Annotated in this window: 23 protein-coding genes; 9 read left to right on the top strand and 14 right to left on the bottom strand. The window is 71.4% G+C overall.

Annotated features, from left to right (window positions below):
* Positions 1–108: 108 nt before the first annotated feature.
* Positions 109–618, top strand: coding sequence for a methylated-DNA--[protein]-cysteine S-methyltransferase (locus ACFC79_RS09155; RefSeq protein WP_376237205.1), 510 nt, complete (start codon positions 109–111; stop codon positions 616–618).
* A 1-nt stretch (position 619) separates the two neighbouring features.
* Entirely contained in the window at positions 620–1,372 is a 753-nt protein-coding gene (locus ACFC79_RS09150) for an alpha-ketoglutarate-dependent dioxygenase AlkB (RefSeq protein WP_376237202.1), read from the top strand.
* Between the two features lie 27 nt (positions 1,373–1,399).
* Here the strand turns inward: ACFC79_RS09150 and ACFC79_RS09145 are convergent, their stop codons facing one another.
* Positions 1,400–1,945 (bottom strand): SMI1/KNR4 family protein, encoded by a 546-nt coding sequence (locus tag ACFC79_RS09145; RefSeq protein ID WP_376237199.1) that lies wholly within the window; start codon positions 1,943–1,945, stop codon positions 1,400–1,402.
* Between the two features lie 174 nt (positions 1,946–2,119).
* On the opposite strand from ACFC79_RS09145, the gene ACFC79_RS09140 reads away from it, so the two are divergent.
* Positions 2,120–2,521 carry a YccF domain-containing protein gene (locus ACFC79_RS09140; RefSeq protein WP_376237196.1) on the top strand — a complete coding sequence of 134 codons (402 nt, stop codon included), beginning with the start codon at positions 2,120–2,122 and terminating at the stop codon, positions 2,519–2,521.
* Between the two features lie 92 nt (positions 2,522–2,613).
* Here ACFC79_RS09140 and htpX read toward each other — a convergent pair whose 3' ends face one another.
* From htpX to ACFC79_RS09080, 12 genes are all read right to left on the bottom strand, one after another.
* Positions 2,614–3,477, bottom strand: coding sequence for a zinc metalloprotease HtpX (gene htpX, locus ACFC79_RS09135; RefSeq protein WP_376237194.1), 864 nt, complete (start codon positions 3,475–3,477; stop codon positions 2,614–2,616).
* Between the two features lie 206 nt (positions 3,478–3,683).
* The gene (gene mscL, locus ACFC79_RS09130) at positions 3,684–4,142 is read right to left on the bottom strand and encodes a large conductance mechanosensitive channel protein MscL (protein ID WP_376237191.1); all 459 of its coding nucleotides are present in this window, start codon (positions 4,140–4,142) and stop codon (positions 3,684–3,686) included.
* A gap of 200 nt (positions 4,143–4,342) precedes the next feature.
* Entirely contained in the window at positions 4,343–6,013 is a 1,671-nt protein-coding gene (locus tag ACFC79_RS09125) for an NADH-quinone oxidoreductase subunit N (protein WP_376237188.1), read from the bottom strand.
* A complete protein-coding gene (locus ACFC79_RS09120) occupies positions 6,010–7,560 on the bottom strand; it encodes a NuoM family protein (RefSeq protein ID WP_376237531.1) in 1,551 nt (516 codons plus the stop codon). The genes ACFC79_RS09125 and ACFC79_RS09120 overlap by 4 nt, the downstream gene beginning before the upstream one ends.
* A 27-nt stretch (positions 7,561–7,587) precedes the next feature.
* Positions 7,588–9,588: an NADH-quinone oxidoreductase subunit L gene (locus ACFC79_RS09115; RefSeq protein ID WP_376237185.1), complete on the bottom strand. Its 2,001-nt coding sequence runs from the start codon at positions 9,586–9,588 to the stop codon at positions 7,588–7,590.
* Positions 9,585–10,031 (bottom strand): NADH-quinone oxidoreductase subunit NuoK, encoded by a 447-nt coding sequence (nuoK, locus tag ACFC79_RS09110; RefSeq protein ID WP_376237182.1) that lies wholly within the window; start codon positions 10,029–10,031, stop codon positions 9,585–9,587. The genes ACFC79_RS09115 and nuoK overlap by 4 nt, the downstream gene beginning before the upstream one ends.
* Positions 10,031–10,534: an NADH-quinone oxidoreductase subunit J gene (locus ACFC79_RS09105; protein ID WP_376237528.1), complete on the bottom strand. Its 504-nt coding sequence runs from the start codon at positions 10,532–10,534 to the stop codon at positions 10,031–10,033. The genes nuoK and ACFC79_RS09105 overlap by 1 nt, the downstream gene beginning before the upstream one ends.
* A gap of 173 nt (positions 10,535–10,707) precedes the next feature.
* Positions 10,708–11,379: a NuoI/complex I 23 kDa subunit family protein gene (locus ACFC79_RS09100; protein WP_376237179.1), complete on the bottom strand. Its 672-nt coding sequence runs from the start codon at positions 11,377–11,379 to the stop codon at positions 10,708–10,710.
* Positions 11,379–12,347 carry an NADH-quinone oxidoreductase subunit H gene (locus tag ACFC79_RS09095; RefSeq protein ID WP_376237176.1) on the bottom strand — a complete coding sequence of 323 codons (969 nt, stop codon included), beginning with the start codon at positions 12,345–12,347 and terminating at the stop codon, positions 11,379–11,381. The genes ACFC79_RS09100 and ACFC79_RS09095 overlap by 1 nt, the downstream gene beginning before the upstream one ends.
* Entirely contained in the window at positions 12,344–13,627 is a 1,284-nt protein-coding gene (locus ACFC79_RS09090; RefSeq protein ID WP_376237173.1) for an NADH-quinone oxidoreductase subunit C, read from the bottom strand. Before ACFC79_RS09090 ends, ACFC79_RS09095 begins: the two co-directional genes overlap by 4 nt.
* Complete coding sequence (locus ACFC79_RS09085; protein WP_376237170.1) at positions 13,624–14,301, bottom strand: NADH-quinone oxidoreductase subunit B; 678 nt, start codon at positions 14,299–14,301, stop codon at positions 13,624–13,626. Before ACFC79_RS09085 ends, ACFC79_RS09090 begins: the two co-directional genes overlap by 4 nt.
* Positions 14,292–14,693, bottom strand: coding sequence for an NADH-quinone oxidoreductase subunit A (locus tag ACFC79_RS09080; RefSeq protein ID WP_376237167.1), 402 nt, complete (start codon positions 14,691–14,693; stop codon positions 14,292–14,294). The genes ACFC79_RS09085 and ACFC79_RS09080 overlap by 10 nt, the downstream gene beginning before the upstream one ends.
* Positions 14,694–15,041: 348 nt before the next feature.
* Between ACFC79_RS09080 and ACFC79_RS09075 the strand changes: the two genes are divergently transcribed.
* From ACFC79_RS09075 to ACFC79_RS09050, 6 genes are all read left to right on the top strand, one after another.
* Entirely contained in the window at positions 15,042–16,280 is a 1,239-nt protein-coding gene (locus tag ACFC79_RS09075) for a sensor histidine kinase (RefSeq protein ID WP_376237164.1), read from the top strand.
* A 542-nt stretch (positions 16,281–16,822) separates the two neighbouring features.
* A complete protein-coding gene (locus ACFC79_RS09070) occupies positions 16,823–18,181 on the top strand; it encodes a sensor histidine kinase (protein ID WP_376237161.1) in 1,359 nt (452 codons plus the stop codon).
* Positions 18,182–18,445: 264 nt separating this feature from the next.
* Positions 18,446–19,120 (top strand): response regulator, encoded by a 675-nt coding sequence (locus tag ACFC79_RS09065; protein WP_376237159.1) that lies wholly within the window; start codon positions 18,446–18,448, stop codon positions 19,118–19,120.
* A gap of 345 nt (positions 19,121–19,465) precedes the next feature.
* Positions 19,466–21,421, top strand: coding sequence for a 2-oxoacid:acceptor oxidoreductase subunit alpha (locus ACFC79_RS09060; protein ID WP_376237156.1), 1,956 nt, complete (start codon positions 19,466–19,468; stop codon positions 21,419–21,421).
* Entirely contained in the window at positions 21,414–22,472 is a 1,059-nt protein-coding gene (locus tag ACFC79_RS09055; protein WP_376237153.1) for a 2-oxoacid:ferredoxin oxidoreductase subunit beta, read from the top strand. The genes ACFC79_RS09060 and ACFC79_RS09055 overlap by 8 nt, the downstream gene beginning before the upstream one ends.
* A gap of 103 nt (positions 22,473–22,575) precedes the next feature.
* Positions 22,576–24,531, top strand: a complete 1,956-nt coding sequence (locus ACFC79_RS09050) for an APC family permease (protein WP_376237150.1) — start codon at positions 22,576–22,578, stop codon at positions 24,529–24,531.
* Positions 24,532–24,612: 81 nt separating this feature from the next.
* Here ACFC79_RS09050 and ACFC79_RS09045 read toward each other — a convergent pair whose 3' ends face one another.
* Positions 24,613–24,957, bottom strand: coding sequence for a winged helix-turn-helix transcriptional regulator (locus ACFC79_RS09045; protein WP_376237527.1), 345 nt, complete (start codon positions 24,955–24,957; stop codon positions 24,613–24,615).
* Positions 24,958–25,108: the final 151 nt, after the last annotated feature.

Here is a 25,108-nt window from a genome sequence, read left to right as displayed (position 1 = left end):
GCCGGTCGTGGCGGGTCCGGGGACGCAGACCGGTTCGTGCCGGGGCGGCGATCGAGCCGGTTCCCGGCGTGACGGCCGCACGGGCGAGAAGTGTGGAGAGGACGAGTCATGACCATGTACGCAACGGCCGACAGCCCGCTGGGCGAACTGCTGCTGGTCGGCGAGGAGGCCGCCGACGCCGCCGGAGGGGTCGCGCTCGCCTCGCTCTCCCTGCCCGGACAGAAGGGTGCCGCCGTGGTCCGGGAGGGCTGGATCCACGCGCCGGATGCCTTCGCGGGGATCGCCGCCCAGCTGCACGAGTACTTCGCGGGGCGGCTCACCCGTTTCGACATCGCGTACACGGAGGTGGCGGGCACCGACTTCCAGCGACGGGTGTGGGCCGCGCTGGACGGTGTGCCGTACGGGGAGACCGTGTCCTACGGGCAGATCGCCGAGCGGGTGGGCACGTCCGGGGCCGGGGTGCGGGCCGTGGGCACGGCGATCGGGCGCAATCCACTGCTGGTCGTACGGCCGTGCCACCGGGTGATCGGCGCGGACGGGGCCCTGCGGGGCTACGCGGGCGGCCCGGAGCGCAAGCGCCGACTCCTGGGGCTGGAGGGCGCCCAGGCGGTGCGTTGACGTGTCCGGGCTCTTTCCGAGGGAGCGGGCCGTCGTCGCGCCCGGTGCGGTGCATGTGCCCGAGTGGTTGTCGCCGGAACGTCGGCGGGAGTTGGTGGCGGCCTGCCGGGAGTGGGCGCGGGGACCGGTGCCGCTGCGGCACACGGCGCTGCCGGGCGGTGGGGTGATGTCCGTGCGGACGGTCTGCCTGGGATGTCACTGGCAGCCGTACCGGTACTCGCGCACCGCCGACGACGTGAACGGCGCACCGGTCGCCGCGTTCCCCGACTGGTTGGGAGAACTGGGCCGAGAGGCTCTGGCCGCCGCGTACGGGGACGGGTGTCCGGCCGGGACGTACGCGCCGGACGCCGCCCTGGTCAACTTCTACGACGACACGGCACGGATGGGCATGCACCAGGACAAGGAAGAACGGTCCGGTGCCCCGGTGGTGTCGCTGAGCATCGGCGACACCTGCGTATTCCGCTTCGGCAACACGGAGAACCGGGGGCGGCCCTACACGGACGTGGAGCTGGCCTCCGGCGACCTGTTCGTCTTCGGCGGGCCGTCCCGGTTCGCGTTCCACGGCGTGCCGAGAATCCTCCCCGGGACGGCGGATCCCTCGGCGGGGATGCGCCGCGGTCGGCTCAATCTGACGCTGCGCGAGACGGGCTTGTCCGGTGCCGGTTTCGGGAGTGGTCCCGGTTGCCGAGGTGGTTCCGGTTTCGGTTCCGGTTTCGGTGTCGATCCCGGTTCCGGTTCCGTGTCCGGCCGTTGAGGGGCGGGCTCCCGTCCGGGGCCGGTGTCAGGTGCGTCCGCCGAAATCCGGCCAGGGCGCCAGGTCCTCTCCTTCGTCCTCGGAGTCCTCGCAGTGCCAGGCGGTGCCGTCCAGCCAGTCCCGGAGCCATTCGGCGAGGCCCGGCCGGTCCACGTACCACGCGTGCTCCGGCTCGCCGACGTTCGGCTCGAAGAGCAGGACCGCGGTGTGCTCGCTGCGGCAGTCCACGCAGGAGTACATCCCGCACCCCAGACTGCAGATCGGCAGGACGCCCTCCGGCCACGGCCATCCGCCCTCCTCGGTCGCGTCCCTGCGGTGGGCGAGGTACTGCGCGACGGCGGACTCCTCACCGCCCGGCGCGCGCTCGCCGATCAGCGGCATCAGCCCGTACGCCGGACCGAAGCCGCCGTTGGCTATGCGGGTGTACAGGGCGGCGAGCAGCGGCGGGAGCGGGAAGCCCAGGGCGGCCTCAGCCCGTCGGACGTCCTCGTCCCGCAGGGGTGCCGGAAGAGGGTGCTCCGCGGAGCGCGTCGTCTCCGCCGCGGCTGCGAGCAACTGCTCGGTGTCGTTCATGCGTCCATGGTGAACGACGGCACTGACAATCCCGTCGGTGTGCACCGGCTGCCGGGTCCGTGCGGGTCGGGACCATGATCGTCCGTTCCGGCCCTCCGGTTCCGGCTCCCGGTCCGCGGGCGGATACTGGCAGTGAGCACGGCCGACGGACGAGCGAGACGGAGCACAACGGTCATGAAGCCGATTCAGCTGATCCTCAACATCCTGTGGGTGGTGTTCTGCGGCTTCTGGATGGCCCTCGGCTACGCGGTCGCGGCACTCATCTGCTTCATCTTCATCGTGACCATTCCCTTCGGCATCGCCTCGCTGCGGATCGCGGGCTACGTCCTGTGGCCGTTCGGCCGGACCACGGTGGAGCGGCCGGACGCGGGGGCTCCGTCGTGCGTGGGCAACGTGATCTGGCTCGTGTTCGCCGGCTGGTGGCTGGCGCTGGGACACCTGCTCACCAGCATCCCGCTGTTCGTGTCGATCATCGGCATCCCGTTCGGCTGGGCGAACCTGAAGCTGATCCCGATCTCGCTCATGCCCCTGGGCCGAGAAGTGGTCCCGACCGACGAGGCGTTCGGGGGACGGTGACGACGGCACGGGGCTCCGGTGGCCGGGCCCGCCCGGAAGCCGGCGACCGGGGCCGCTCCGTACGGGCGCGGCGGCGAGGCCGGGAGCCGCGCCTACGGGCGGCGGCCCGCCATCTGCTCCAGACGGGCGATGCGCTCCGCCATCGGGGGGTGGGTGGAGAACAGCTTGGACATGCCCTGGCCGGGACGGAAGGGGTTCGCGATCATCATGTGACTCGCGGTCTCGATCCTCGGTTCGGGGGGCAGCGGGAGCTGTTTCGTTCCCGCTTCGAGCTTCCGCAGGGCCCCGGCGAGGGCCAGCGGGTCGCCGGTCAGCTGGGCGCCCGACGCATCGGCCTGGTACTCGCGCGAACGGCTGACGGCCAACTGGATGATGGATGCGGCGACCGGCCCGAGGATCATGATCAGCAGCATGCCCAGGATGCCGGGGCCCTCGTCGTCGTTGGACCGGCCGACCGGGATCAGCCAGGCGAAGTTGACCAGGAACATGACGACGGAGGCCAGCGCTCCGGCGACCGACGAGATCAGGATGTCGCGGTTGTAGACGTGGCTCAGCTCGTGCCCGAGGACGCCGCGCAGCTCTCGCTCGTCGAGGATCTGCAGGATGCCGTCCGTGCAGCAGACCGCCGCGTTGCGCGGATTGCGGCCGGTCGCGAAGGCATTGGGGGCCTGGGTCGGGGAGATGTACAGCCGGGGCATGGGCTGGCGGGCGGCCGTCGAGAGCTCGCGGACCATGCGGTAGAGCTGAGGCGCCTCGAATTCGCTGACGGGGCGGGCGCGCATGGCTCTCAGCGCCAGCTTGTCGCTGTTCCAGTAGGCGTAGGCGTTGGTACCGACGGCCACGAGGAGCGCGACGATCAGGCCCGTACGTCCGAAGAAGCTGCCGATGACGATGATGAGTGCGGACAGCCCCCCGAGGAGTACGGCGGTCTTCAGCCCGTTGTGCCGGCGGTGCACGGTACGCCCTCCAAGTGGTGCGGCAGGGGAACCCTTTGCTCGGTGGGCTCCACTCCCCCAGTGGAACCTCCCGAACGAATCAACGCCAGGCGAGGTGAGCTAGTTCCCTTGTGCGCGCCGGGGCCCGTCCGGCCGTGGTGGCCGGGCGGGCCCCGGTGGGGTATTGCGGCGGGCGGAACGACGCGTCGGACGTTCGGTGCCGGGCCTCAGCGCTGGGCGGGCAGACCGGCGACCGCGAGGGCCTCGGGGTCCGGCTCGACCTCGCTGGTGCAGTGGGCGCAGCGGGAGGCGATGGCCGGGATCTCGGTGTAGCAGCGGGGGCAGTCGCGCACGGCGGCCTTGATGTCGACCTTGTCGTCCGTCTTGGAGAAGCGGTTCTGGACCTTGGCCATGGGGACGACGACGCAGAAGTAGAGCACTGCCGCGGTGATCAGGAAGGCGATGGCGGCGGCCAGGAACTTCCCGTACGGGAAGATCGTGCCCTCCAGCGCGAACTCCGCGGAGCTGAAGTCGCCGACCGATCCGGTGGCGAGACCGATCAGCGGGGTGATGAACGCGGTGCTGAACCCGGTGACGACTGCGGTGAACGCGGATCCGACGGCCAGACCGATGGCCATGGAGATGACGTTTCCGCGCAGGATGAAGTCCTTGAACCCGTTCAGCACTGCTCTTGCTCCCTCTGGGACATGGTTGTGGGTGTCTCGATGTGCGGCCCCGGGCCGGGTCCTCGCACCGGCATCGTCCCGCCGGAGGCCATACGGCAGGCGGCAGGCGGCAGGCGGCAGCGCGACGACAGACCTAGACCTTGCCCTGCACGGGCCGCTGCGGGCAAACCGATCTTGGTGCGTCAGAAGAATCCTGGCGCTCAGAAGAGGCTGACGGCGGTGAATCTCAGGATGGTCTGCGGAACACCGGAGAGCACGACACCCGCGACGGCGGTGAGGGCGATCGCGGCGACGACGGGGACCGGGACGTGCTGCCTGGTGGGGGCGGGTGCGACGGTGTCCGCGGCGGCCTCGTCCGCGGTGCGCGCCGGGACCTCCTCCGGCGCTTCCTGCGGGGCGCGGAAGAGCGCCGCGGTCCATTGCAGGTAGTAGTACAACGCGATCACGACGTTGACTGCCATGACGACCGCGAGCCAGCCGAGTCCGGCGTCGACGGCGGCGGAGAAGACCGTGACCTTGGCGAAGAGGCCGACGATGCCCGGCGGGAGTCCGGCCAGGCAGAGCAGGAAGAAGCCCATGACGAGTGCGGTCAGGGGGCGGTCGGCGTACAGGCCGCGGTAGTCGGACAGCCGGTTGCCGGGACGGGTGCGCGCGACGAGGGCGGCGACCGCGAAGGCGCCGAGGTTCACGACGGCGTACATCAGGGCGTACGCGACGGTGGAGCCGATGTGCCGGTCGCTGGCGTACGCGGCGGCGGCGATCGGTACCAGGAGGTAGCCGGCCTGGCCGACGGACGACCAGGCGAGCAGCCGTACGGCGCTGCGGGCACGGTCGGCGTTCTGGCGCAGGGCGGCGACGTTGCCGACGGTCATGGTGAGCGCGGCGAGGACGGCGAGGGCCGGTCCCCAGACGTCGGCGTACGCCGGGAACGCGATCACGGTGACGAGGACGAGGCCGGAGAAGCCGACCGCCTTGCCGACGACCGAGAGGTAGGCGGCGACCGGCAGCGGGGCGCCGACGTAGGTGTCGGGGACCCAGAAGTGGAAGGGCGCGGCGGCCGTCTTGAAGGCGAAGCCGACGAGGGTGAGGACGACACCGGTCTTGGCGAGGGTGTCGAGCTGTCCGGGCACGTCGTCGAGCCGGGCGGCGAGCTCGGTGAGGTGGAGGGTGCCGGTGGCCGCGTACACGAAGCTGAAGCCGAGGAGCGTGACGGCGGTCGCGACGACGGAGGAGAGGAAGAACTTCAGCGCGGCCTCGGAGGACCGGCGGTCGCCGCGCTTGATGCCGACCAGGGCGAAGGCGGGCAGCGAGGCGACTTCGAGGGCGACGACGAGGGTGGCGAGGTCGCGGGCGGCGGGCAGCAGGATGGCGCCGGACGCGGAGGACAGCAGCAGGAACCAGAACTCGCCGGCCGGGAGCCTGCGGGTGTCGCCGAGCGAGAGCAGTGCGGTGAGCAGGGCGCCGCCGAGCACGAGGGCCTGGATGACGAGGGCGAAGTGGTCGGCCGTGTAGCTGCACGCCCCGGTGGCGCCGGTGCCGGTGGCCGCCTCGGTGAGGCAGAAGGTCGAACGGTCGCCGCCGCGCAGCGGGACCAGCAGGGCCGCCGCGGCGACGAGCCCGGCGATGCTCGTCCACCCGAGGAGCGGCTTGCGGTTCTCGGGCAGGAAGAGGTCGGTGACCAGGACGATCAGGGCGACGACCGCGACGACGACCGGGGGCGCGATCGCGAGCCAGTCGACGGACTGGACCAGGCTGGTGGCGCTGTCGGCCGCGGTGGTGACGAGGCCGGTGGAGGGATCGGCGGCGCCGGTGAGGAAGCCGGTGGAGGCGTCGGCGGTGACGGCGCCCGGGGTGATGGCGGCTGTGGTCACGACTTGCCTCCTGCGAGGAGCTTCTGCACGGCCGGGTCGGTGAGGCCGAGGAGGACGGCGGGCCACAGACCGGCGAGGACGGTGAGGGCGACGAGCGGGGTCCAGGTGGCGAATTCGTAGCTCTGGACGTCGGCGAGCGGCTGCGGTTCCTCGCGCTTCTCGCCCATGCAGACGCGGCGCACCACGATGAGCATGTACGCGGCGGTGAGCAGGGTGCCGAACGCGGCGATCGCCATGAAGGTGCGGAACGCGGGCCGGCTGAGGCCGTCGGCGGGGTCGAAGGAGCCGAACAGGGCGAGCATCTCGCCCCAGAATCCGGCGAGGCCGGGCAGGCCGAGGGAGGCGATCGCGGCGAAGGCGAGCAGGCCGCCGAGGCGGGGGGCCCGGCCGTAGAGCGCGGCCCCGGTGGCGCCGGAGAGGGTGTCCAGGTCGGCGGTGCCGTAGCGGTCCTTCACCGCGCCGACCAGGAAGAACAGCAGGCCGGTGATGAGGCCGTGGGCGATGTTCGCGAAGAGTGCGCCGTTGACTCCGGTGGGGGTCATGGTCGCGATACCGAGGAGCACGAAGCCCATGTGTCCGACGGAGGAGTACGCGATCAGGCGCTTGAGGTCGCCCTTGGAGCCGGGACGGGCCAGTGCCAGGCAGGCGAGCGACCCGTAGACGACGCCGACGGCCGCGAAGGCGGCGAGGTAGGGCGCGAAGGTGTGCATGCCGTCGGGGGCGATGGGCAGCAGGATGCGGACGAATCCGTAGGTGCCCATCTTCAGCAGGACACCGGCGAGGAGGACCGAACCGACGGTAGGGGCGGCGGTGTGGGCGTCCGGGAGCCAGCTGTGCAGCGGCCACATCGGGGTCTTCACGGCGAGCCCGATTCCGATCGCCAGGACGGCGACGACCTGCACGGACGAGGTGAGCCCGCGGCCGTTGTCAGTGGCGAGTGCCACCATGTCGAAGGTGCCGCTCTTCAGCCCGATGAGGAGCAGGCCCAGCAGCATGACCACCGAGCCGAGCAGCGTGTAGAGGATGAATTTCCCGGCGGCGGCCTGCCGTCCCGCACCGCCCCAGCGGGCGATCAGGAAGTACATCGGGATGAGCACCGTCTCGAAGGCCAGGAAGAACAGCAGCAGATCGAGGACGGCGAAGGTGGCGAGGGTGCCGGTCTCCAGGAGGAGGACGAGTGCGACGAACGCCTTCGGGGAGGGGCCCGCGGGCGGCTTGAAGTAGCTGTACAGCGCGCAGAGGAAGGTCAGCAGCGCGGTCAGTACGAGAAGGGGGAGCGAGATGCCGTCGATGCCGAGGTGGATCCGGACGTGGAGCGCCGGGATCCAGTTGATGTCGGTGGTGGCCTGCATCGTCGACGGGTGGTCGTTGTCGAAGCCTGCGGCGAGGACGAGCGCGGCGAGCAGGACCGCGCCGGTGACGGTCACGCCGTGGCGGAGCACCGCCTGGTCGGGGCCGGTTCCCTTCAGTCCGGGCGGGGCCGGCAGGAGGGCCGCCACGGCCCCGATGAGCGGGACGACGACGATGAACGCGAGAAGGAACTGCATCACGGATTCACTGATATCGATCACGGCTCACGACCCGGCGTTGACGTTGGCGAAGACGACGGCGGCGATCGCCAGGACCAGGGAACCGGCGAACAGTGCGCTGAGGTAGGTCTGCACGTTGCCGGTCTGGGCGCGGCGGACGGCGGTGCCGAGCCAGCGCGCTCCGGTGCCGGAGCCGCGTACGTAGGTGTCGACGACCTCGCGGTCCAGGAAGCGGACCAGGCTCGCCGCGGCCTGTACGGGGCGGACGAACAGGGCCGTGTACAGGGCATCGAGGTGGAAGCCGGTGGCGGCGTGGCGGTGGAGCGGGCCGAGCAGCAGTCGGCCCGGGTCGGCCGGGTCGGGGGCGTCGCCGGCCGTGCCGTAGGCGGCGGTGTGCGCCGTCAGTGCCTCCGCCTCGACGAGGGCGGGTTCGGCGTCGGGGTGGGCGACGACGGTGCCCACGGTGGTGCGGGCGGCGAGGGCCGTGGTGTGGCGCCAGGCGCCGTAGGTGACGATTCCGCCGATGAGGCCGACGCCGGTGGAGAGGACGGCGGTGGTCAGGGACGGGGTGAGGCCGTGTCCGTCGAACCAGTCGCCGATCGCGCCGACGGTGAGGCCGAAGGCGATGGTGGGGACGGCGAGGACCCACAGGACGGTGGTCATTGCGACGGGCTGGCGGCCGTGGTCCGGGACCTCGGCGCCGCGGCCCCGGAAGGCCAGGAGCCAGAGGCGGGTGGCGTAGGCGGCGGTGAGGGCCGCGGCGAGCAGTCCGGCGACGAGAACGGTCCAGCCCGCCGCCGACGGGGCGACGTGCCGCTCGCCGAGCGCGGTGTGCTCGGCGGCGACGAGGACGGCTTCCTTGGAGAAGAAGCCGGCGAACGGCGGGATGGCGGCGAGCGCGAGCAGGGCGACGGTCATCGTCCAGTAGGCGTCCGGGATGCGCTTGGCCAGGCCGCCCATACGGGACATGGCGGCCAGTGAGTTGGTTCCGGCGGCGTGGATGACGACGCCCGCCGCGAGGAAGAGGACGGCCTTGAACGCGCCGTGGGACAGGAGGTGGAAGACGGCGGCACCGCGGTCGCCGACGGCGAGGGCCCCGGCCATGTAGCCGAGCTGGCCGATCGTCGAGTAGGCGAGAACGCGCTTGATGTCGTCCTGGGCGAGGGCGGCCAGCCCGGAGCCGATCACCGTGATCGCCGCCATCACGGCGAGGACGACGAGGGCGGCGCCGGACTGGGCGAAGACGGGGAGGAGCCGGGCCACGAAGTAGATGCCGGCGGCGACCATCGTCGCGGCGTGGATCAGCGCGGAGACGGGGGTGGGGCCGGCCATCGCGTCGGGCAGCCAGGTGTGCAGCGGGAACTGCGCGGACTTGCCGGCGACGCCCGCGAGGAGCAGCAGGGCGATGAGTGTGGGGTGGTCGAGTCCGCCGCTCGCGACGGCGCCCAGGATGCGGGTGATGCGGAACGATCCGGTGTCGGCGGCGAGCGCGAACAGTCCGATCAGGAAGGGGACGTCGCCGAGCTTGGTGACCAGGAATGCCTTGAGGGAGGCGGCGCGTGCCTCGGGCGTCTCCCAGTAGTGGCCGACCAGGAAGTACGAGCAGATGCCCATGATCTCCCAGCCGACCAGGAGCACCATCAGGTCGCCGGAGTAGACGACGAGCAGCATCGCGGAGGTGAAGAGGGAGACGAGGGCGGCGTAGGAGGGGTAGCGGGGGTCGTCGCGCAGGTAGGCGGTCGAGTAGATCTGCACGCAGGCCGCGACGAGCCCGACCAGCACGGCGACGAGGACCGCGAAGCCGTCCAGGTGCAGGGCGAGGTCGATCGGGACCGAGCCGGTGGGGGTGAGCCGGGTCGCCGCGTCGATGGCCCGGTCGCCGTCCTGGCGGAAGGCGACGACGACGGCCAGCGCGAAGGCGGCGAGGGTCGGCAGTACGGCGAGGGGGCGTGCGAAGCCGGGGGCGGTGCGTCCGGTGAGCAGTCCGGCCGCGGCACCGAGGAACGGAAGGAGGGGGACGAGGACGGCGAGGGTCGTGGTGGTCACCTGGTGGCCTCTGCCTTCTTTGCCTTCCCTGCCGGAGCAGTGGTCCGGTCGTCGGTGTCGTGCTGCGGCGTTCCGTCGGTCCTGTCGGTCCTGTCGGTCCCGTCGGTCCCGTCGTCCGGGAGCGCTTCGGCCGCGTCGGTCTCGGCGGTGTCGCGGAGCCGGTCGATGTCGGAGCTGCCCCGGTTGCGGTACACGGCGAGGACGACGGCCAGGCCGATGCCGATCTCCGCCGCCGCGATCGCGATGGTGAAGAGGGTGAGTCCCTGGCCGGCGTGCAGGGTGTCGCGGAGCCAGACGTCGAAGGCGACAAGGTTGAGGTTGACGGCGTTGAGCATCAGCTCGACGGACATCAGGACCAGGATCGCGTTGCGGCGGGCGAGCACTCCGTAGAGCCCGGTGCAGAAGAGAAGGGCGGCGAGCACCGCGGGATAGGCGAGGTGCATCAGCTCGGCTCCTTACCGCGCTTGCGGGACAGGACGACCGCACCGACCAGGGCGGCGAGCAGCAGGACGGAGAGCGCCTCGAACGGCAGCACCCAGTGCCGGAAGAGGAGCGCACCGGTCACTTCGGTGGAGCCCCGGGCCGGTCCTTCGAGGTCGATCCAGGTGGTGCGGAAGGCGTCGACGACGACCCAGACGAGCGTGCTCGCTGCGACCGCCGCGACACCGAGGGCCGCCCAGCGGTTGCCGGAGTCGGCGTCCGGGGAGCGGCCGATCGGGGCCCTGGTGAGCATGAGCCCGAAGAGGAGGAGGACGACCACGGAACCGACGTAGATCAGTACCTGCACCCAGGCGATGAACTCGGCGGTGAGCAGCAGGTACTCGACGGCGAGACCGCCGAGCGCCACGACCAGCCAGAGGGCCGCGTGCACCAGCTGCCTGGTGGTGACGGTGAGGAGGGCCGCGCCGAGGGTGGCGATGCCGACGAGCACGAAGACGATCTCGATGCCGGTCGGGGAGAGGAACCCGGACGGAGCGGACTGGGCCGGCTGTACCGACTGCGCGAGCTGGACGGACTGGGTGAGATGGAGGGATTGGGTGAGATGGAGGGATTGGGTGAATGGGAAGGACTGTGCGAGCTGGGTGGAGTGGGCGACGTGGGCCGCGACGGCTGCGAGTGTCACTCCTCCCCCTCCTCCTTCTCGGTCTTCTCGGTCTTCCCCGCCTCGTCGGCTCGCTGGGCCTCTCGCGCCTCCTGGGCCTCCTCGGCCTCCTTGGCGCGCTGGGCTTCGAGTTTCTCCGCCGTCTTGCGGGCGGCGGCGATCTCCTTCGGCTCCTCGGCGCCCGGATCGAGCGCGGGCGGTTCGGGCACCGTCCACATCCACTCGCGGAGTTTGTCCCGCTCGTGAGTGAGTTCGAGGATGTCCGTCTCGGCGTACTCGAACTCCGGCGACCAGAACAGTGCGTCGAAGGGGCACACCTCGATGCAGATGCCGCAGTACATGCAGAGCGAGAAGTCGATCGCGAAACGGTCGAGCACATTGCGGCTGCGCTCGCGTCCGCCCGGGACGGCGGCGGGCACCGTCTCCTTGTGGGAGTCGATGTAGATGCACCAGTCCGGGCACTCGCGGGCGCACAGCATGCAGACCGTGCAGTTCTCCTCGAACAGCCCGATGACGCCCCGGGACCGGGGCGGCAGCTCGGGCTGGACGTCCGGGTACTGCGCGGTGACGGTCTTCCGTGTCATCGTCCGCAGGGTGACGGCGAGGCCCTTGGCCAGGCCGGAGCCCGGGACGCGGGGCCGGGAGGGCGGGGAGGGGTCGGGCCGGTGGGACGGGTGGTGCGCGGCCATCAGTTGATCGCCACCTTCACGATGCCGGTGAGCGCGATCTGCGCGAGAGCGAGCGGGATGAGTGTGGTCCAGGCGAGCTTCTGGAGCTGGTCCTCGCGGAGTCGGGGGTAGCTGACCCGCAGCCAGATCACGACGAAGGCGAGGATCGCGGTCTTGAGGAGCGTCCAGAGCCAGCCGAGTCCGTCGGCGCCGAACGGACCGTGCCAGCCGCCGAGGAAGAGGACGGTGGTCAGGCCGCACAGAACGACGATGCCCGCGTACTCGGCGAGCAGGAACAACGCGAAGCGCAGCCCGGTGTACTCGGTGTACGCGCCGAAGATGATCTCCGAGTCGGCGACCGGCATGTCGAACGGCGGACGCTGGAGTTCGGCGAGTCCGGCCACGAAGAAGACGAGCGCGCCGACGATCTGCCAGGGCAGCCACCACCACTCGAAGGCGTCGAGGATGCCGGGGAGCGAGGCGGTTCCCGCCGCCATCGCGACGGAAGCGGCGGCCAGCAGCATCGGCAGTTCGTACGCAAGCAGCTGAGCGGCCGTGCGCAGCCCTCCGAGGAGGGAGAACTTGTTGGCCGAGGCCCAGCCGGCCATCAGCGAGCCGAGCACGCCGACACCCATCACGGCGAGGACGAAGAAGACGCCCGCGTCGATCACCTGTCCCACCGCGCCGTCGCCCGGCCCGATCGGAATGACGACGAGCACGAGCAGGTACGGGAGCAGCGCGACGGCCGGCGCGAGCTGGAAGACCCGGCGGTCGGCCTCGGCCGGGACCACGTCCTCCTTCTGCGCGAACTTCACGCCGTCCGCGACGAGCTGCGCCCAGCCGTGGAAGCCGCCGGCGTACATGGGGCCGAGGCGGCCCTGCATGTGGGCCATCACCTTGTGCTCGGTCTGTCCCACGACGAGCGGGAGAACCATGAACGCGACGAACACGATGACGAGCCGGAGGGCGACGTCGAGCACGTCGTTCACGCGGGATCGCCTCCGTGGGAGCGGTCGGGGGTGTGCGGCTGGTGGGAGTTCGGTGGCCGCTGGTCGCGGCCCCGGGACTGTTCAACTGCCTCGGGCTGTTCAGCTGCCTCGGCCGGATGGGGTGTTTCGGCAGGTTCCGAGGTCTCGCCCGGTTCCGGCGACTCGGACGCCTCGACCGGTTCCGGCACCTCGGCCGGATGGGGTGTTTCAGCCGGTTTTGGGGCCTCGGGCCGGGCGGGGGCGGTGTCGAACGCCGGGCGGGCGTGATGCCAGGGGGCATCACCGCTTCCGGCCTTCGACCCCGCTCCGGCCGTCCCGGCTTCGGTGGTTCCGGCTGCGGCGGATCCCGTTCCGGCGGATCCCGTTCCGGCGGATCCCGTTTCGGTCGTTCCCCCGGTGGCCCCGGCCGCGGCATCGGGCCCCGTCGTTCCCGGTTCGGCGGCGGGGCGGCGCTGGCTGGCTGAGCCCTGGGAGGCGCTGCGGGCACGGCGCGGACGGACCGGAGCTACCGGCTCGGCGGCTGCCGGCGCGGGCGGTGCCGGCTCGGCGGCTGCCGCTGCTGTCGGCTGCTGGCCGACCGAGCCCTGGCTCGCACTGCGGGTGCGCCGCACCGGACGGTCGCCCGCCGCACGCGGGGTCCGGGCGGGGCGGGACGGCGCGGGCGGGAGCTGTCCCTTCAGGGGCCCCCACTCGTTCGGATCGGGAACGCCGGGCGGCAGCATCGTGCGCCGTTTCGGGCCGCCGTGCTCGGACTCGCCGGGCTCCTTCGCGCCCGGCCACGCCTTCGCGACGCGTGCCGCCAGCACGAAGTCCTTGCGCAGGGGGTGGCCCTCGAAGCCCTCGGGCAGCAGCAGCGGCACCAGGTGGGGATGGCCCTCGAAACCGATGCCGAACATCTCGTGCGTCTCGCGCTCGTGCCAGGCCGCGCCTGCGTAGACGTGGACGGCGGTGGGCAGAGCGGCGGCGTCGTGCGGAACGGTCGTACGGACCAGGAGACGCCGGACCCTGCCCTCGGCCGGAGCCGCGACGTGGGCGCAGATCCGGAAGCCGGTGCCCGGTTCGTCGACGGCGCTCAGCCAGTCGAAGAAAGTGCAGCCCAGCCGGTCGCGGGCGGTTTCGAGCGCGGTGATCCAGGAGGCCGCGGGGACATCGACGGTCAGCAGGTCGTACGCGTACTCGGCCGTCGCGCCCTCGCCGAAGAGTTCGGCGGCGGCGTCCGGCAACCGGTCGTAGTCGGCGGCGGCTTCCGTGAACCGGCCGCGGTCCTCCGTTCCGCTCACTTCTGTTCCTCCTCCGGAACCGGCGGGGCGGCGACCAGGCCGCTGCGCAGCGCGGCGGTGGAGGGCCGTGCGGCGCCGCCCGTCGCGTACCGCTCCCCCAGCGACTCGCGGGCGATCTTCTCCTGGAGCTTGAGGATGCCCTGGAGCAGTGCCTCGGGCCGGGGCGGGCAGCCCGGGACGTAGACGTCGACCGGGATGATCTGGTCGACCCCCTTCGTCACGGAGTAGGAGTCCCAGTACGGGCCGCCGCAGTTGGAGCAGGCGCCGAACGAGATGACGTACTTGGGCTCGGGCATCTGCTCGTACAGCCGCTTCACGGCCGGGGCCATCTTGTCCGTCACCGTGCCGGAGACGATCATGAGGTCGGCCTGGCGGGGGCCGGGGGCGAACGGGATCACGCCGAGCCGGATGAAGTCGTGCCGGGCCATGGAGGCGGCGATGAACTCGATGGCGCAGCAGGCGAGGCCGAAGTTGAAGACCCAGAGGCTGTAACGGCGGCCCCAGTTCAGGACCACCTTCATCGGCTCGGGAGCGAGGCGCGAGAGCACTCCGAGCCGCTTGGGCTCCGGCAGGAACGTCGCGGCGTGCCGCGGATCGGTGGTTCCGGTCCCGGAGGCCGACTCGGTACCCGCGCCGGGCAGCTGCTCCGGGGGCGGCGGGCTCGTCACGTCCATTCGAGGACGCCCTTCTTCCATGCGTAGAGCAGTCCCACGGCCAGGAAACCGAGGAAGATGAACATCTCCACCAGGGTTGTCGCCCCGTACCCCGGCGCGGCGAACACGGTCGCCCAGGGGAACAGGAAGATCGAGTCGACGGCGAAGATCACGTACAGGAAGGCATAGACGTAATAGCGGACCTGTGTATGGGCCCATCCTTCACCCACCGGGTCCACGCCGCACTCGTACGTCAGGAGCTTTTCCGGCGTGGGGACCACGGGGCGCAGCAGTCGGCCGGCCCCGAAGGCGACGGCGACGAACAGCACGCCGATCACGGCGAGCACGCCGACCACCGCGTATCCGTGGAAGTAGTCCGACGCGAGAACGATCGGTTCCGGCAGGTCAGCCACGTCCGCCCCCTCGCTCCCTCGAAACCGTTCGTCGATGTGTGTACGCGGATGTTGTACGCACGGGAGTCTAGGCCCTGACAAAGGGAGGACAACGACCTGGGGAGAAAGAGGGAGCGGGCTCCCGACGCCCTGCGACTCCGCCTCCCGCGTTGTCGTCGGTCGCGACGACTCCGCCGTCACTCCCTCCTCCGTCGCGGATCCGGAGCCGCATGACGCCGCCCACCGGTCCACTCCTCCTGGCTCCCCGGGTCGTCGGCAGTCGCGTCGGACGAAAGGTGGGGTTATCCCCACTGCACCCCACCCATGAGCCCCATGGCGTGCGCGGACCGTACCCGGCAGGCTGGGCATATGACCATGAGCCCCTCTGTACCCTCCGACGACGCGCCACCGCCCGCCCGCTTCGCCCTCGACCGCTGGACGTGGAAGGAGTTCGCCCACCTCCTGGCGAACCTTCCCCTGGCCGTCGTCGGGTTTGTTTACACGGTGTTCATGATCGGTATCGGTGTGGCGCTCACGGTCACGGTGGTCGGTCTGCCCCTGCTCGCCAGCGGTCTGCACGGGGAGCGGCTGGTCGGCAGGGTCGAGCGGCGCCGGGCGCGGTCGATGCTGGGCGTGCGGATCGACGAGCCGAGCCCGATGGTGCTCGCCCGCGCGGAGCAGGGCTTCTTCCCGTGGCTCTGGTCGAGCCTCAAGGACCCGGTGGGCTGGCGGACGGCGCTCTACTCCTTCGTCCGGCTGCCGTGGGGCGTACTCACGTTCGGCGTGATGGCCGTCTCCTTCTTCGTGCTGTGGCCGGTGCTCCCCTTCATCGCGCGGGCGCTCGGCAATGTCGACCGGGCGATGGTGCGCGGGCTGCTCTCGCCCTCCGACGAGCTGGAGCGCCGGATCGCCGAGCTGGAGTCGGACCGCGGGGTGGTCGTGGACACCGCCGCCGCCGACCTGCGCCGCATCGAGCGGGACCTGCACGACGGCGCGCAGGCCCGCCTGGTCGCCCTCGCCATGGGTCTCGGCCTCGCCAAGGAGAAGCTCACCGACGACCCCGAGGCCGCCGCCCGCATGGTCGACGAGGCCCACGGCGAAGTGAAGGTCGCCCTCCAGGAACTCCGCGACCTCGCCCGCGGCATCCACCCCGCCGTCCTCACCGACCGCGGACTCGACGCCGCACTCTCCGCCATCGCCTCCCGCTGCACCGTCCCCGTGACGGTGACGGTGGATCTGCCGGCACGTCCGGCGGAGGCGATCGAGGGCATCGCGTACTTCACCGTGTCGGAACTGCTGCAGAACGTCAGCAAGCACAGCGCCGCCCGCTTCGCGACCGTCGACGTGTGGCGCGCCGCCGACCGCCTCATGCTCCAGGTCACCGACAACGGCCGCGGCGGCGCGCGGATGGACGGTGGTACGGGCATGGCCGGGCTGGCCGAACGGCTCGGTGCCGTCGACGGGCTGTTCGTCCTCGAATCGCCGGTGGGCGGCCCGACGACGGTCACCGCCGAGCTGCCCTGGCGGGACCGGGGCCCGAACCCCGATTCCGGCCGGGAGCGGGGGAACCGCGGCCGGTCCCGTACGGCGGCCGCAAAGCTCTCCTGAGCCGACGGGACACACGGGAGACCCCGGACACGCGGGAGACCGGGACACACGGGAGACCGGGACACACGGGAGACCGGGACACGGGGAAGACCGGACGCACCGGCGACGCTGCCCGCACCCGTGCCGCCCGGGGCGCCCAGGCCCGCCCGCATCGCGGGCCCGTGAACCCGCCCGCATCCCCTGCGGGCCCGCCTCGCCCGGTCCTCCGCCCACACCTCCCGGGCGCCCACACCTCCCGGGCGCCCACACCTCCCGGGCGGCTGCGCCACCGGGCGTCGTCACGGGTCCGGGGGCACGGCCGTGCCCGGACGGGGGGTGGGGAAAACCCCCGCCCGAAGAGGGATACCGCCCTCATGGTGGACGTCCCCGCGGCCCCGCATCCTTGATTCACGGCCGGAGAACCGCAGCAGCGGCCCGCCCCGGCCGGGCGGCCCACGGCCCGTACTTCGGCGAGAAGGACCGGACGCCGCCAGGAAGAACCGGACGTCGCCGAGAAGAACCGAACTCCGCCGAGTAGAACCCGGAAGAAACGGACACCACCCATGGTCACGGCATACGGACCGGACACGCGGGACCACCAGCGGTCCTCGGACGCCGCTTTCGCGGGTCAACCCCCGGTGAAGCACTTCCTTCCCGCCGGGTTGCGCGCCCCCTTCGAGGGCAGGACCTGGCGCGAGTTCGGCCATCTGCAACTGAGCCTGCTGATCAGCCCGGTCATGTTCGCGCTCGCGATCTCCCTGACGGCCACGGGCATGGGCATGTTGATCACTTTCCTCGGGGTCCCGATCCTCGCCGGTTCGCTGGCCATGTGCCGCGGCTTCGGCGCCTTCGAGCGGGCCCGGGCGCGCGGGCTGCTGCACCTGGACGTGGCGGCCCCGGACCCGGTGCGCGGCCGTACCGGTGGCGCGATGTCCTGGATGGGCGCTGTCCTCAAGAACGGGGCGTCCTGGCGGCACCTGCTCTACTCGCTGCTGCACTTCCCGTGGGCGCTGTTCGCCGGTGTCCTCTCGCTGGTCCTCTGGGTGACCGGCTGGTCCCTCCTCACCTATCCGCTGTGGCAGTGGGTGTTCCCGACGTGGGTGGGGTCCGGTGGCATCCAGCTGTACGGCGACGACCACCACCAGATCTATCTCGACTCCCCCTTCGAGCTTGCCGCGACCAGCGTGTGCGGCCTGGTTCTGGTCCTGCTCACGCCGTGGCTCGTCCGCGGTCTGACGAACGTGGACCGGTTGATGGTGGCGGGGCTGCTCGGCCCGTCCCGGCTGGCCACCCGCGTCATCGAGCTGGAGTCGGACCGCGGGGTGGTCGTGGACACCGCCGCCGCCGACCTGCGCCGCATCGAGCGGGACCTGCACGACGGCGCGCAGGCCCGCCTGGTCGCCCTCGCCATGGACCTCGGCCTCGCCAAGGAGAAGCTCACCGACGACCCCGAGGCCGCCGCCCGCATGGTCGACGAGGCCCACGGCGAAGTGAAGGTCGCCCTCCAGGAACTCCGCGACCTCGCCCGCGGCATCCACCCCGCCGTCCTCACCGACCGCGGACTCGACGCCGCACTCTCCGCCGTCGCCTCCCGCTGCACCGTCCCGGTCGCCGTCGAAGTCGACCTGGCGAGCCGGCCCGCCCAGGCGATCGAGGGCATCGCGTACTTCACCGTGTCGGAACTGCTGCAGAACGTCAGCAAGCACAGCGCCGCCCGCTCCGCGACCGTCGACGTGTGGCGCGCCGCCGACCGCCTCATGCTCCAGGTCACCGACAACGGCCGCGGCGGCGCCGACCCCTCCGCGGGCAGCGGCCTGGCCGGCCTCGCGGAGCGGCTCGGCGCGGTGGACGGGGTGCTCGTCGTCGATTCCCCGGTCGGCGGTCCGACCCGAATCACGGCCGAGCTGCCCTGGCGTGGCTGATTCCGTTCGTCCCCGCTCCGTCCGCAGCATCGCGGACGCAGGCATTCCGAGGTTCCCGCAGACCCGTGCCGACCCGCTCCGCGCACGGCACCGCGGCACGGCCTCCGACTCCACGGCCCTTCGCTTCCCGTGCTCCCGGCCGCCGCACAGGCTCGAAAACCAGCCTGCGCGGCGGCCGGGAGCACGAAACCGCGGATACTGGATGCTGAACGCCGTACGGGCAGGATCAGCGGACAGCGAGCAGCAGTGGGGGAACACAGCGTCATGGTGGAGGACAGGGTGCGGGTCGTCATCGCCGAGGATTCGGTATTGCTCCGGGAAGGACTCACCCGGCTGCTGACCGATCTCGGGCACGACGTCGTGGCGGGCGTCGGCGACGCCGAGGCGCTGATCAAGACGGTGCACGATCTCGCCGGTCAGGACGCGCTGCCCGATGTGGTGGTCGCCGACGTGCGGATGCCGCCGACCCACACCGACGAGGGCGTCCGTGCGGCGGTGCGGCTGCGCAAGGACTACCCGGACATCGGGGTGCTGGTCCTTTCGCAGTACGTGGAGGAGCAGTACGCGACCGAACTGCTCGCCGGTTCCAGCCGCGGCGTCGGCTACCTGCTCAAGGACCGGGTCGCCGAGGTCCGGGAGTTCGTGGACGCGGTGGTCCGGGTGGCGCAGGGCGGCACGGCCCTGGACCCGGAGGTGGTGGCGCAGCTGCTGGGCCGCAGCCGGAAACAGGACGTCCTGGCCGGGCTGACGCCGCGCGAGCGGGAGGTCCTCGGTCTGATGGCGGAGGGGCGGACGAACTCCGCGGTGGCCCGGCAGCTGGTGGTGAGCGACGGCGCCGTGGAGAAGCATGTCAGCAACATCTTCCTGAAACTGGGGCTGTCGCCCAGCGAAGGGGACCACCGTCGGGTCCTCGCGGTGCTGACCTACCTGAATTCCTGAGGGGCTGGCGTACCGTCAGTCGGCTGACGACGGGGCGGACGGCCGTCGCGGGCACCCCGCGGCGACCGTCCGCCGCCCCCTCGACCGGCCCGCGACCGGATTTCCGCAGCGGAAACGGGCAGGTCGGGGCCGTGGTCCTACAACCAAAGAATGAATGCACAGCGTCTTCGTCGAACGACCGAGGGGCTCGCAAAACATGACAAACCGGTATCGAAGCTCGTCTCAAAACAGCGTCCATCATGTGATCGGTCCGGGGGAGGCGACCCTTACCGACGTAGGGTGGCCCCCGGGACCGTCGGGCGGCCGGCCGGTCCCGAACCGCCGCCCCGAGGGAGGTCCAGTTCAGTGACCAGCCAGGTCAGTAGCCCAGCCGAACAGGCCGATGAGGCCGGTGAGTCACTCGTCGGGGGACAGCGTGCCCCCCGTGCCGACGGCACGGTTCCCGGCGAGAAGGAGGTCCGCCGTCTGGACCGGGTGATCATCCGGTTCGCCGGCGATTCCGGTGACGGTATGCAGCTCACGGGTGACCGGTTCACATCGGAGACCGCGTCGTTCGGGAACGACCTCTCCACGCTGCCGAACTTCCCCGCCGAGATCCGCGCCCCCGCAGGCACCCTGCCGGGGGTTTCCTCGTTCCAGCTGCACTTCGCGGACCACGACATCCTCACCCCCGGCGACGCCCCCGACGTACTGGTCGCGATGAACCCGGCGGCGCTGCGGGCGAACATCGGCGACGTACCGCGCGGCGCCGACATCATCGTGAACACCGACGAGTTCACCAAACGCCCGATGGCGAAGGTCGGTTACACCACGAGTCCGCTGGAGGACGGGTCCCTGGACGCCTACAGCGTCCACCCGGTGCCCCTGACCACGCTGACGGTCGAGGCGCTGAAGGAGTTCGGGCTCTCCCGCAAGGAGGCCGAGCGCTCGAAGAACATGTTCGCGCTCGGGCTGCTGTCCTGGATGTACCACCGCCCGACCGAGGGCACCGAGACGTTCCTGCGGGCGAAGTTCGCGAAGAAGCCGCAGATCGCCGAGGCGAACGTGGCGGCGTTCCGGGCCGGGTGGAACTTCGGCGAGACGACGGAGGACTTCGCCGTCTCCTACGAGGTCGCTCCGGCCGCGCAGGCGTTCCCGACGGGGACGTACCGCAACATCTCCGGGAACCTCGCCCTGTCCTACGGACTGATCGCCGCGTCCCGGCAGGCGGACCTGCCGCTCTACCTGGGCTCGTACCCGATCACCCCGGCCTCCGACATCCTGCACGAACTGTCCAGGCACAAGAACTTCGGCGTGCGGACCTTCCAGGCCGAGGACGAGATCGCCGGGATCGGCGCCGCGCTGGGCGCGGCGTTCGGGGGTTCCCTCGCGGTGACGACGACGTCGGGGCCCGGAGTGGCGCTGAAGTCGGAGACGATCGGGCTGGCGGTCTCGCTGGAGCTGCCGCTGGTGGTCGTCGACATCCAGCGCGGCGGGCCGTCGACGGGCCTGCCGACCAAGACCGAGCAGGCCGACCTGCTCCAGGCGATGTACGGGCGCAACGGCGAGGCCCCGGTGCCGGTGGTGGCTCCCCGGACCCCGGCCGACTGCTTCGACGCGGCCCTGGACGCCGCCCGGATCGCCCTGACCTACCGCACCCCGGTCTTCCTGCTCTCCGACGGCTACCTCGCCAACGGCTCCGAACCGTGGAAGATCCCGGAGACGGGCGAGCTGCCCGACCTGCGCGTCCAATTCGCCACCGCCGCCAACCACGAACTCGCCGACGGCACCGAGGTGTTCTGGCCCTACAAGCGCGATCCGCAGACCCTGGCCCGCCCCTGGGCCGTGCCCGGCACCCCCGGCCTCGAACACCGCATCGGCGGGATCGAGAAGCAGGACGGCAGCGGCAACATCTCCTACGACCCGGCCAACCACGACCTCATGGTCCGCACCCGCCAGGCCAAGATCGACAACATCGAGGTGCCGGACGTGGAGGTCGACGACCCGTCCGGGGCCCGGACCCTCGTCCTGGGCTGGGGCTCCACCTACGGCCCCATCACCGCCGCCGTCCGTCGGCTGCGCACGGCGGGCCACCCCATCGCCCAGGCCCACCTGCGCCACCTCAACCCCTTCCCGAAGAACCTCGGCGAGGTGCTGAGGCGCTACGAGAAGGTGGTCGTGCCGGAGATGAACCTCGGCCAGCTCGCCACCCTGATCCGCGCCAGGTACCTCGTCGACGCCCACAGCTACAACCAGGTCAACGGAATGCCGTTCAAGGCCGAACAGCTCGCGACGGCTCTTCAGGAGGCCATCGATGCCTGACACCAACGAACTCCTCCACCTGGTGCCCAGGGCCGAGGCGAAGCAGACCATGAAGGACTTCAAGTCCGACCAGGAAGTCCGCTGGTGCCCCGGCTGCGGCGACTACGCCGTCCTCGCCGCCGTCCAGGGCTTCATGCCGGAGCTGGGGCTGGCGAAGGAGAACATCGTCTTCGTCTCCGGCATCGGCTGCTCCTCCCGCTTCCCGTACTACATGAACACCTACGGGATGCACTCCATCCACGGCCGCGCCCCCGCCATCGCCACCGGCCTGGCCACCTCGCGCCGCGACCTGTCCGTCTGGGTCGTCACCGGCGACGGCGACGCCCTGTCCATCGGCGGCAACCACCTCATCCACGCCCTGCGCCGCAACGTCAACCTCAAGATCCTCCTCTTCAACAACCGGATCTACGGGCTCACCAAGGGGCAGTACTCCCCCACCTCCGAATCCGGGAAGATCACCAAGTCGACGCCGATGGGCTCGCTCGACGCCCCCTTCAACCCGGTCTCCCTCGCCATCGGCGCGGAGGCGTCCTTCGTCGCCCGCACCATCGACTCCGACCGCAAGCACCTCACGAGCGTGCTGCGCGCGGCAGCCGACCACCCCGGCACCGCCCTCGTCGAGATCTACCAGAACTGCAACATCTTCAACGACGGCGCCTTCGAGGCCCTCAAGGACAAGGAACGCGCCCAGGACGCCGTGATCCGCCTCGAACACGGCCGACCGATCCTCTTCGGCGCCGACGACTCCAAGGGCGTCGTCCGCGACCCCGCCACCGGCGACCTGGAGGTCGTCGCGGTCACCGAGGACAACAAGGCGCAGATCCTCGTCCACGACGCCCACGCCGCCTCCCCGACCACCGCCTTCGCCCTCTCCCGCCTCGCCGACCCGGACACCCTGCACCAGACCCCCATCGGCGTCCTGCGCAGCGTGGAGCGGCCGGTCTACGACACGCAGATGGCCGAACAGCTCGACACCGCCGTCGAACGCAACGGCAAGGGCGACCTCGCCGCCCTCCTCGCGGGCAACGACACCTGGACCGTCGTCGGCTGACGGAGGTCCATCCGCACCGCGCGACCACCGGACGGGCTGAATTCCGGCCCGTCCGGCGTCGTGCGGGCCGGTGGAGGGGCGGTCGGCCGCGCACCATGTGGCCATGGCCCTGGACCGTCCCGTGTACCGCATCAAGCAGCGTCTGCTCGGCAGAGCACTCACCACCGAGCGCATCAGCGAGGAGAAGCTGAACAACCGGACGGCGCTCGGTGTGCTCGCCTCCGACTGCATCAGCTCGTCCGCGTACGGCTCCGAGGAGATGCTCCGGGTCCTGGTGCCGGTGGTCGGTGCCGCCGCGTTCACCCTGCTCATGCCGGTGACCGGCGCGATCCTGTTCGTCCTGGTGCTGCTGACGCTCTGCTACAGCGACGTCGTGATGATCTACACCCGGGCGGGCGGGTCGTATGTGGTGGCCCGGGAGAACTTCGGACCCGACGTGGCGCAGATCGCCGCCGTGGCACTGCTCGTCGACTACATCGTCACGGTGGCCGTGCAGACCTCGGCCGGCACCAATGCCCTGATCTCGCTCGCCCACCTGGTCGGCAACGGCTTCACCGGGCTGGACCACCTCCAGCTGCCGGTGTCGGTCGCGGTGATCGTGCTGCTGGCGTACGGGAACCTGCGCGGGGTTCGCGAGGCGGGCCGGGCCTTCGCGCTGCCCGCCTACCTCTTCATGGCGGCGGTGGGCATGATCCTGGTCGCCGCCGGGGTGCGCGGCCTCCTGGGCGAGCTGCCGCGCGCCGATCTGCACGCCGAGGGAGTGGTGCCGGTCGGCACCCCGGGCAACGGCTGGCTCTACGGCGCCTCGCTCTTCATCGTGCTGCGCTCGTTCGCCAACGGCGGCTCCTCGCTGACCGGTCTCGAAGCGATCTCCAACGGCATCTCCACGTTCCGCGAACCGCAGGGGCGCAACGCGCGGCGCACCCTCATCGCCATGAGCGCGGTGCTCGGCGTCCTCGTCCTGGGTGTCTCCACGCTGGCGCACTTCACGCACGCCGTGCCGTACAAGGACGGAACCCCGACCGTCATCGCGCAGGAGGCCCACCTCGCGTTCGGCGGCGGCCCCCTCGGCACCGCCGGGCTGGTCTTCGTGCAGCTGGCGACCGCGCTGGTGCTGTACACCGGCGCCAACACCCCGTTCACCGGCTTCCCGTACCTCGCCAGTTTCGTCGCCGCGGACCGGTTCCTGCCCCGGCAGCTGACCCGGCGCGGGCACCGGCTGGCGTTCTCCAACGGCATCATCGCGCTGACCGTCGTCTCGCTGGCGCTGCTGCTGGTGACCGGCGCCAGTGTGGACCGGCTGGTTGCGTTGTACGCGATCGGCGTGTTCACCGCGTTCACCATGGCCGGGGCCGGGCTCACCGCTTACCACCTCCGGCGCCGCGAGCCGCACCGCGGGCTGAAGATCGCGGTCAACGGCCTCGCCGCGGCCATCTCGGCCGCCGTGGTGCTGATCTTCGCGATCACCAAGTTCACCGAGGGGGCCTGGCTGGTCGTGGTGATCTTCCCGCTCGGGGTCTGGGCCCTGATGCGGATCAACCGCGAGTACCGGCACGAGGCAGCCGCGTTGCAGAGCGTCCAGGCCCCGGGGGCCGACCGGACGCGCTTCCGCCGCCACCTGGTCTTCGTCCTCGTCGAGACGCTGGACCTGGCGGCGCTGAAGGCCCTGCGGTACGCCCACGAGCTGCGGCCGGACGAGATCCGGGCGGTGCACTTCGCCATCGACGAGGCGTACGGCAGGCGGCTGGCCGCCCGCTGGGAGGCGACGGCCGCCACGTCCGTGCCGCTGGAGCTGGTGGCGTGCCCGGACCGGCGGTTGCGGCACGCGATGATGCAGCTCGCCTCCCGGACCACTGCCGACGGGAGCACCTGGCTGACGGTGCTGGTGCCGCGGCGGACCTACCGCAATGTGCTCGGGAAGCTGCTGCACCGGGGCACCGGCGAGCAGATGGCCAAGACGCTCGCGCGGCTGCCGCACGTCGCCGTGACGATCCTGCCGTTCGACGTCTCGCACGCGCTGCGGCAACTGGCGGAGGGGCACGCACCGCAGCCGGACTGACGGCGGGCGGGGGCGGCCGACGGCGACCGCCCCCCACAGGTCCGGCGCACGTCCGCGCGGGGCGTGGGGCACGGGCCCGGTCTACGCCTCGCGGGCCTTCTGCCGGTCGTAGGTCTCGCGTGCCGCCCGCACCGCGTCCAGGCGCCGCTCCGTCCAGCGGGCCAGCGCCCACACCTGCTCGGCGGCCTCCCGGCCCAGCGCGGTGAGCGAGTAGTCCACCCGCGGCGGGATCACCGGCTTCGCGTCCCGGTGCACGAAGCCGTCGCGCTCCAGCGTCTGGAGGGTCTGGGCCAGCATCTTCTCGCTGACACCGCCGACCTCGCGGCGCAGTTCGCTGAAGCGGTACGAGCGTTCCAGCAGTGCGGCGAGGACCAGCACGCCCCAGCGGCTGGTGACGTGTTCGAGCACCAGCCGGGAGGGGCACATCGGGCGGTTCACGTCCGGCTTCCGGTCCGGGTCGCCCGGGCGGCTCGCCTCGACGCCCGCGGGGTTCACATCGGCCGTGCGGTTCACGTCGGGATCGCGGTCCGGGGCACTCACTCTCATACCAGTACCTTACTTCAAAGTGGGTACTTTC

The organism is Streptomyces sp. NPDC056061 (genome assembly GCF_042266885.1).
In the GTDB taxonomy this organism is placed as follows: Bacteria; Actinomycetota; Actinomycetes; order Streptomycetales; family Streptomycetaceae; genus Streptomyces.
This window is presented reverse-complemented; position numbering and strand designations above follow the sequence as displayed.

Excerpts from the sequence above, each read along its gene's own strand:
- ACFC79_RS09065 (WP_376237159.1), top strand. The coding sequence starts at position 18,446 with ATGGTGGAGGACAGGGTGCGGGTCGTCATCGCCGAGGATTCGGTATTG.
- ACFC79_RS09155 (WP_376237205.1), top strand. The coding sequence starts at position 109 with ATGACCATGTACGCAACGGCCGACAGCCCGCTGGGCGAACTGCTGCTG.
- ACFC79_RS09055 (WP_376237153.1), top strand. The coding sequence starts at position 21,414 with ATGCCTGACACCAACGAACTCCTCCACCTGGTGCCCAGGGCCGAGGCG.
- ACFC79_RS09045 (WP_376237527.1), bottom strand. The coding sequence starts at position 24,957 with ATGTGCCCCTCCCGGCTGGTGCTCGAACACGTCACCAGCCGCTGGGGC.
- ACFC79_RS09075 (WP_376237164.1), top strand. The coding sequence starts at position 15,042 with ATGACCATGAGCCCCTCTGTACCCTCCGACGACGCGCCACCGCCCGCC.
- ACFC79_RS09085 (WP_376237170.1), bottom strand. The coding sequence starts at position 14,301 with ATGGACGTGACGAGCCCGCCGCCCCCGGAGCAGCTGCCCGGCGCGGGT.
- nuoK (WP_376237182.1), bottom strand. The coding sequence starts at position 10,031 with ATGCACCTCGCCTATCCCGCGGTGCTCGCCGCCCTTCTCTTCTGCACC.
- ACFC79_RS09100 (WP_376237179.1), bottom strand. The coding sequence starts at position 11,379 with ATGGCCGCGCACCACCCGTCCCACCGGCCCGACCCCTCCCCGCCCTCC.
- ACFC79_RS09140 (WP_376237196.1), top strand. The coding sequence starts at position 2,120 with ATGAAGCCGATTCAGCTGATCCTCAACATCCTGTGGGTGGTGTTCTGC.
- ACFC79_RS09070 (WP_376237161.1), top strand. The coding sequence starts at position 16,823 with ATGGTCACGGCATACGGACCGGACACGCGGGACCACCAGCGGTCCTCG.
- ACFC79_RS09145 (WP_376237199.1), bottom strand. The coding sequence starts at position 1,945 with ATGAACGACACCGAGCAGTTGCTCGCAGCCGCGGCGGAGACGACGCGC.
- ACFC79_RS09050 (WP_376237150.1), top strand. The coding sequence starts at position 22,576 with ATGGCCCTGGACCGTCCCGTGTACCGCATCAAGCAGCGTCTGCTCGGC.
- ACFC79_RS09120 (WP_376237531.1), bottom strand. The coding sequence starts at position 7,560 with ATGCAGTTCCTTCTCGCGTTCATCGTCGTCGTCCCGCTCATCGGGGCC.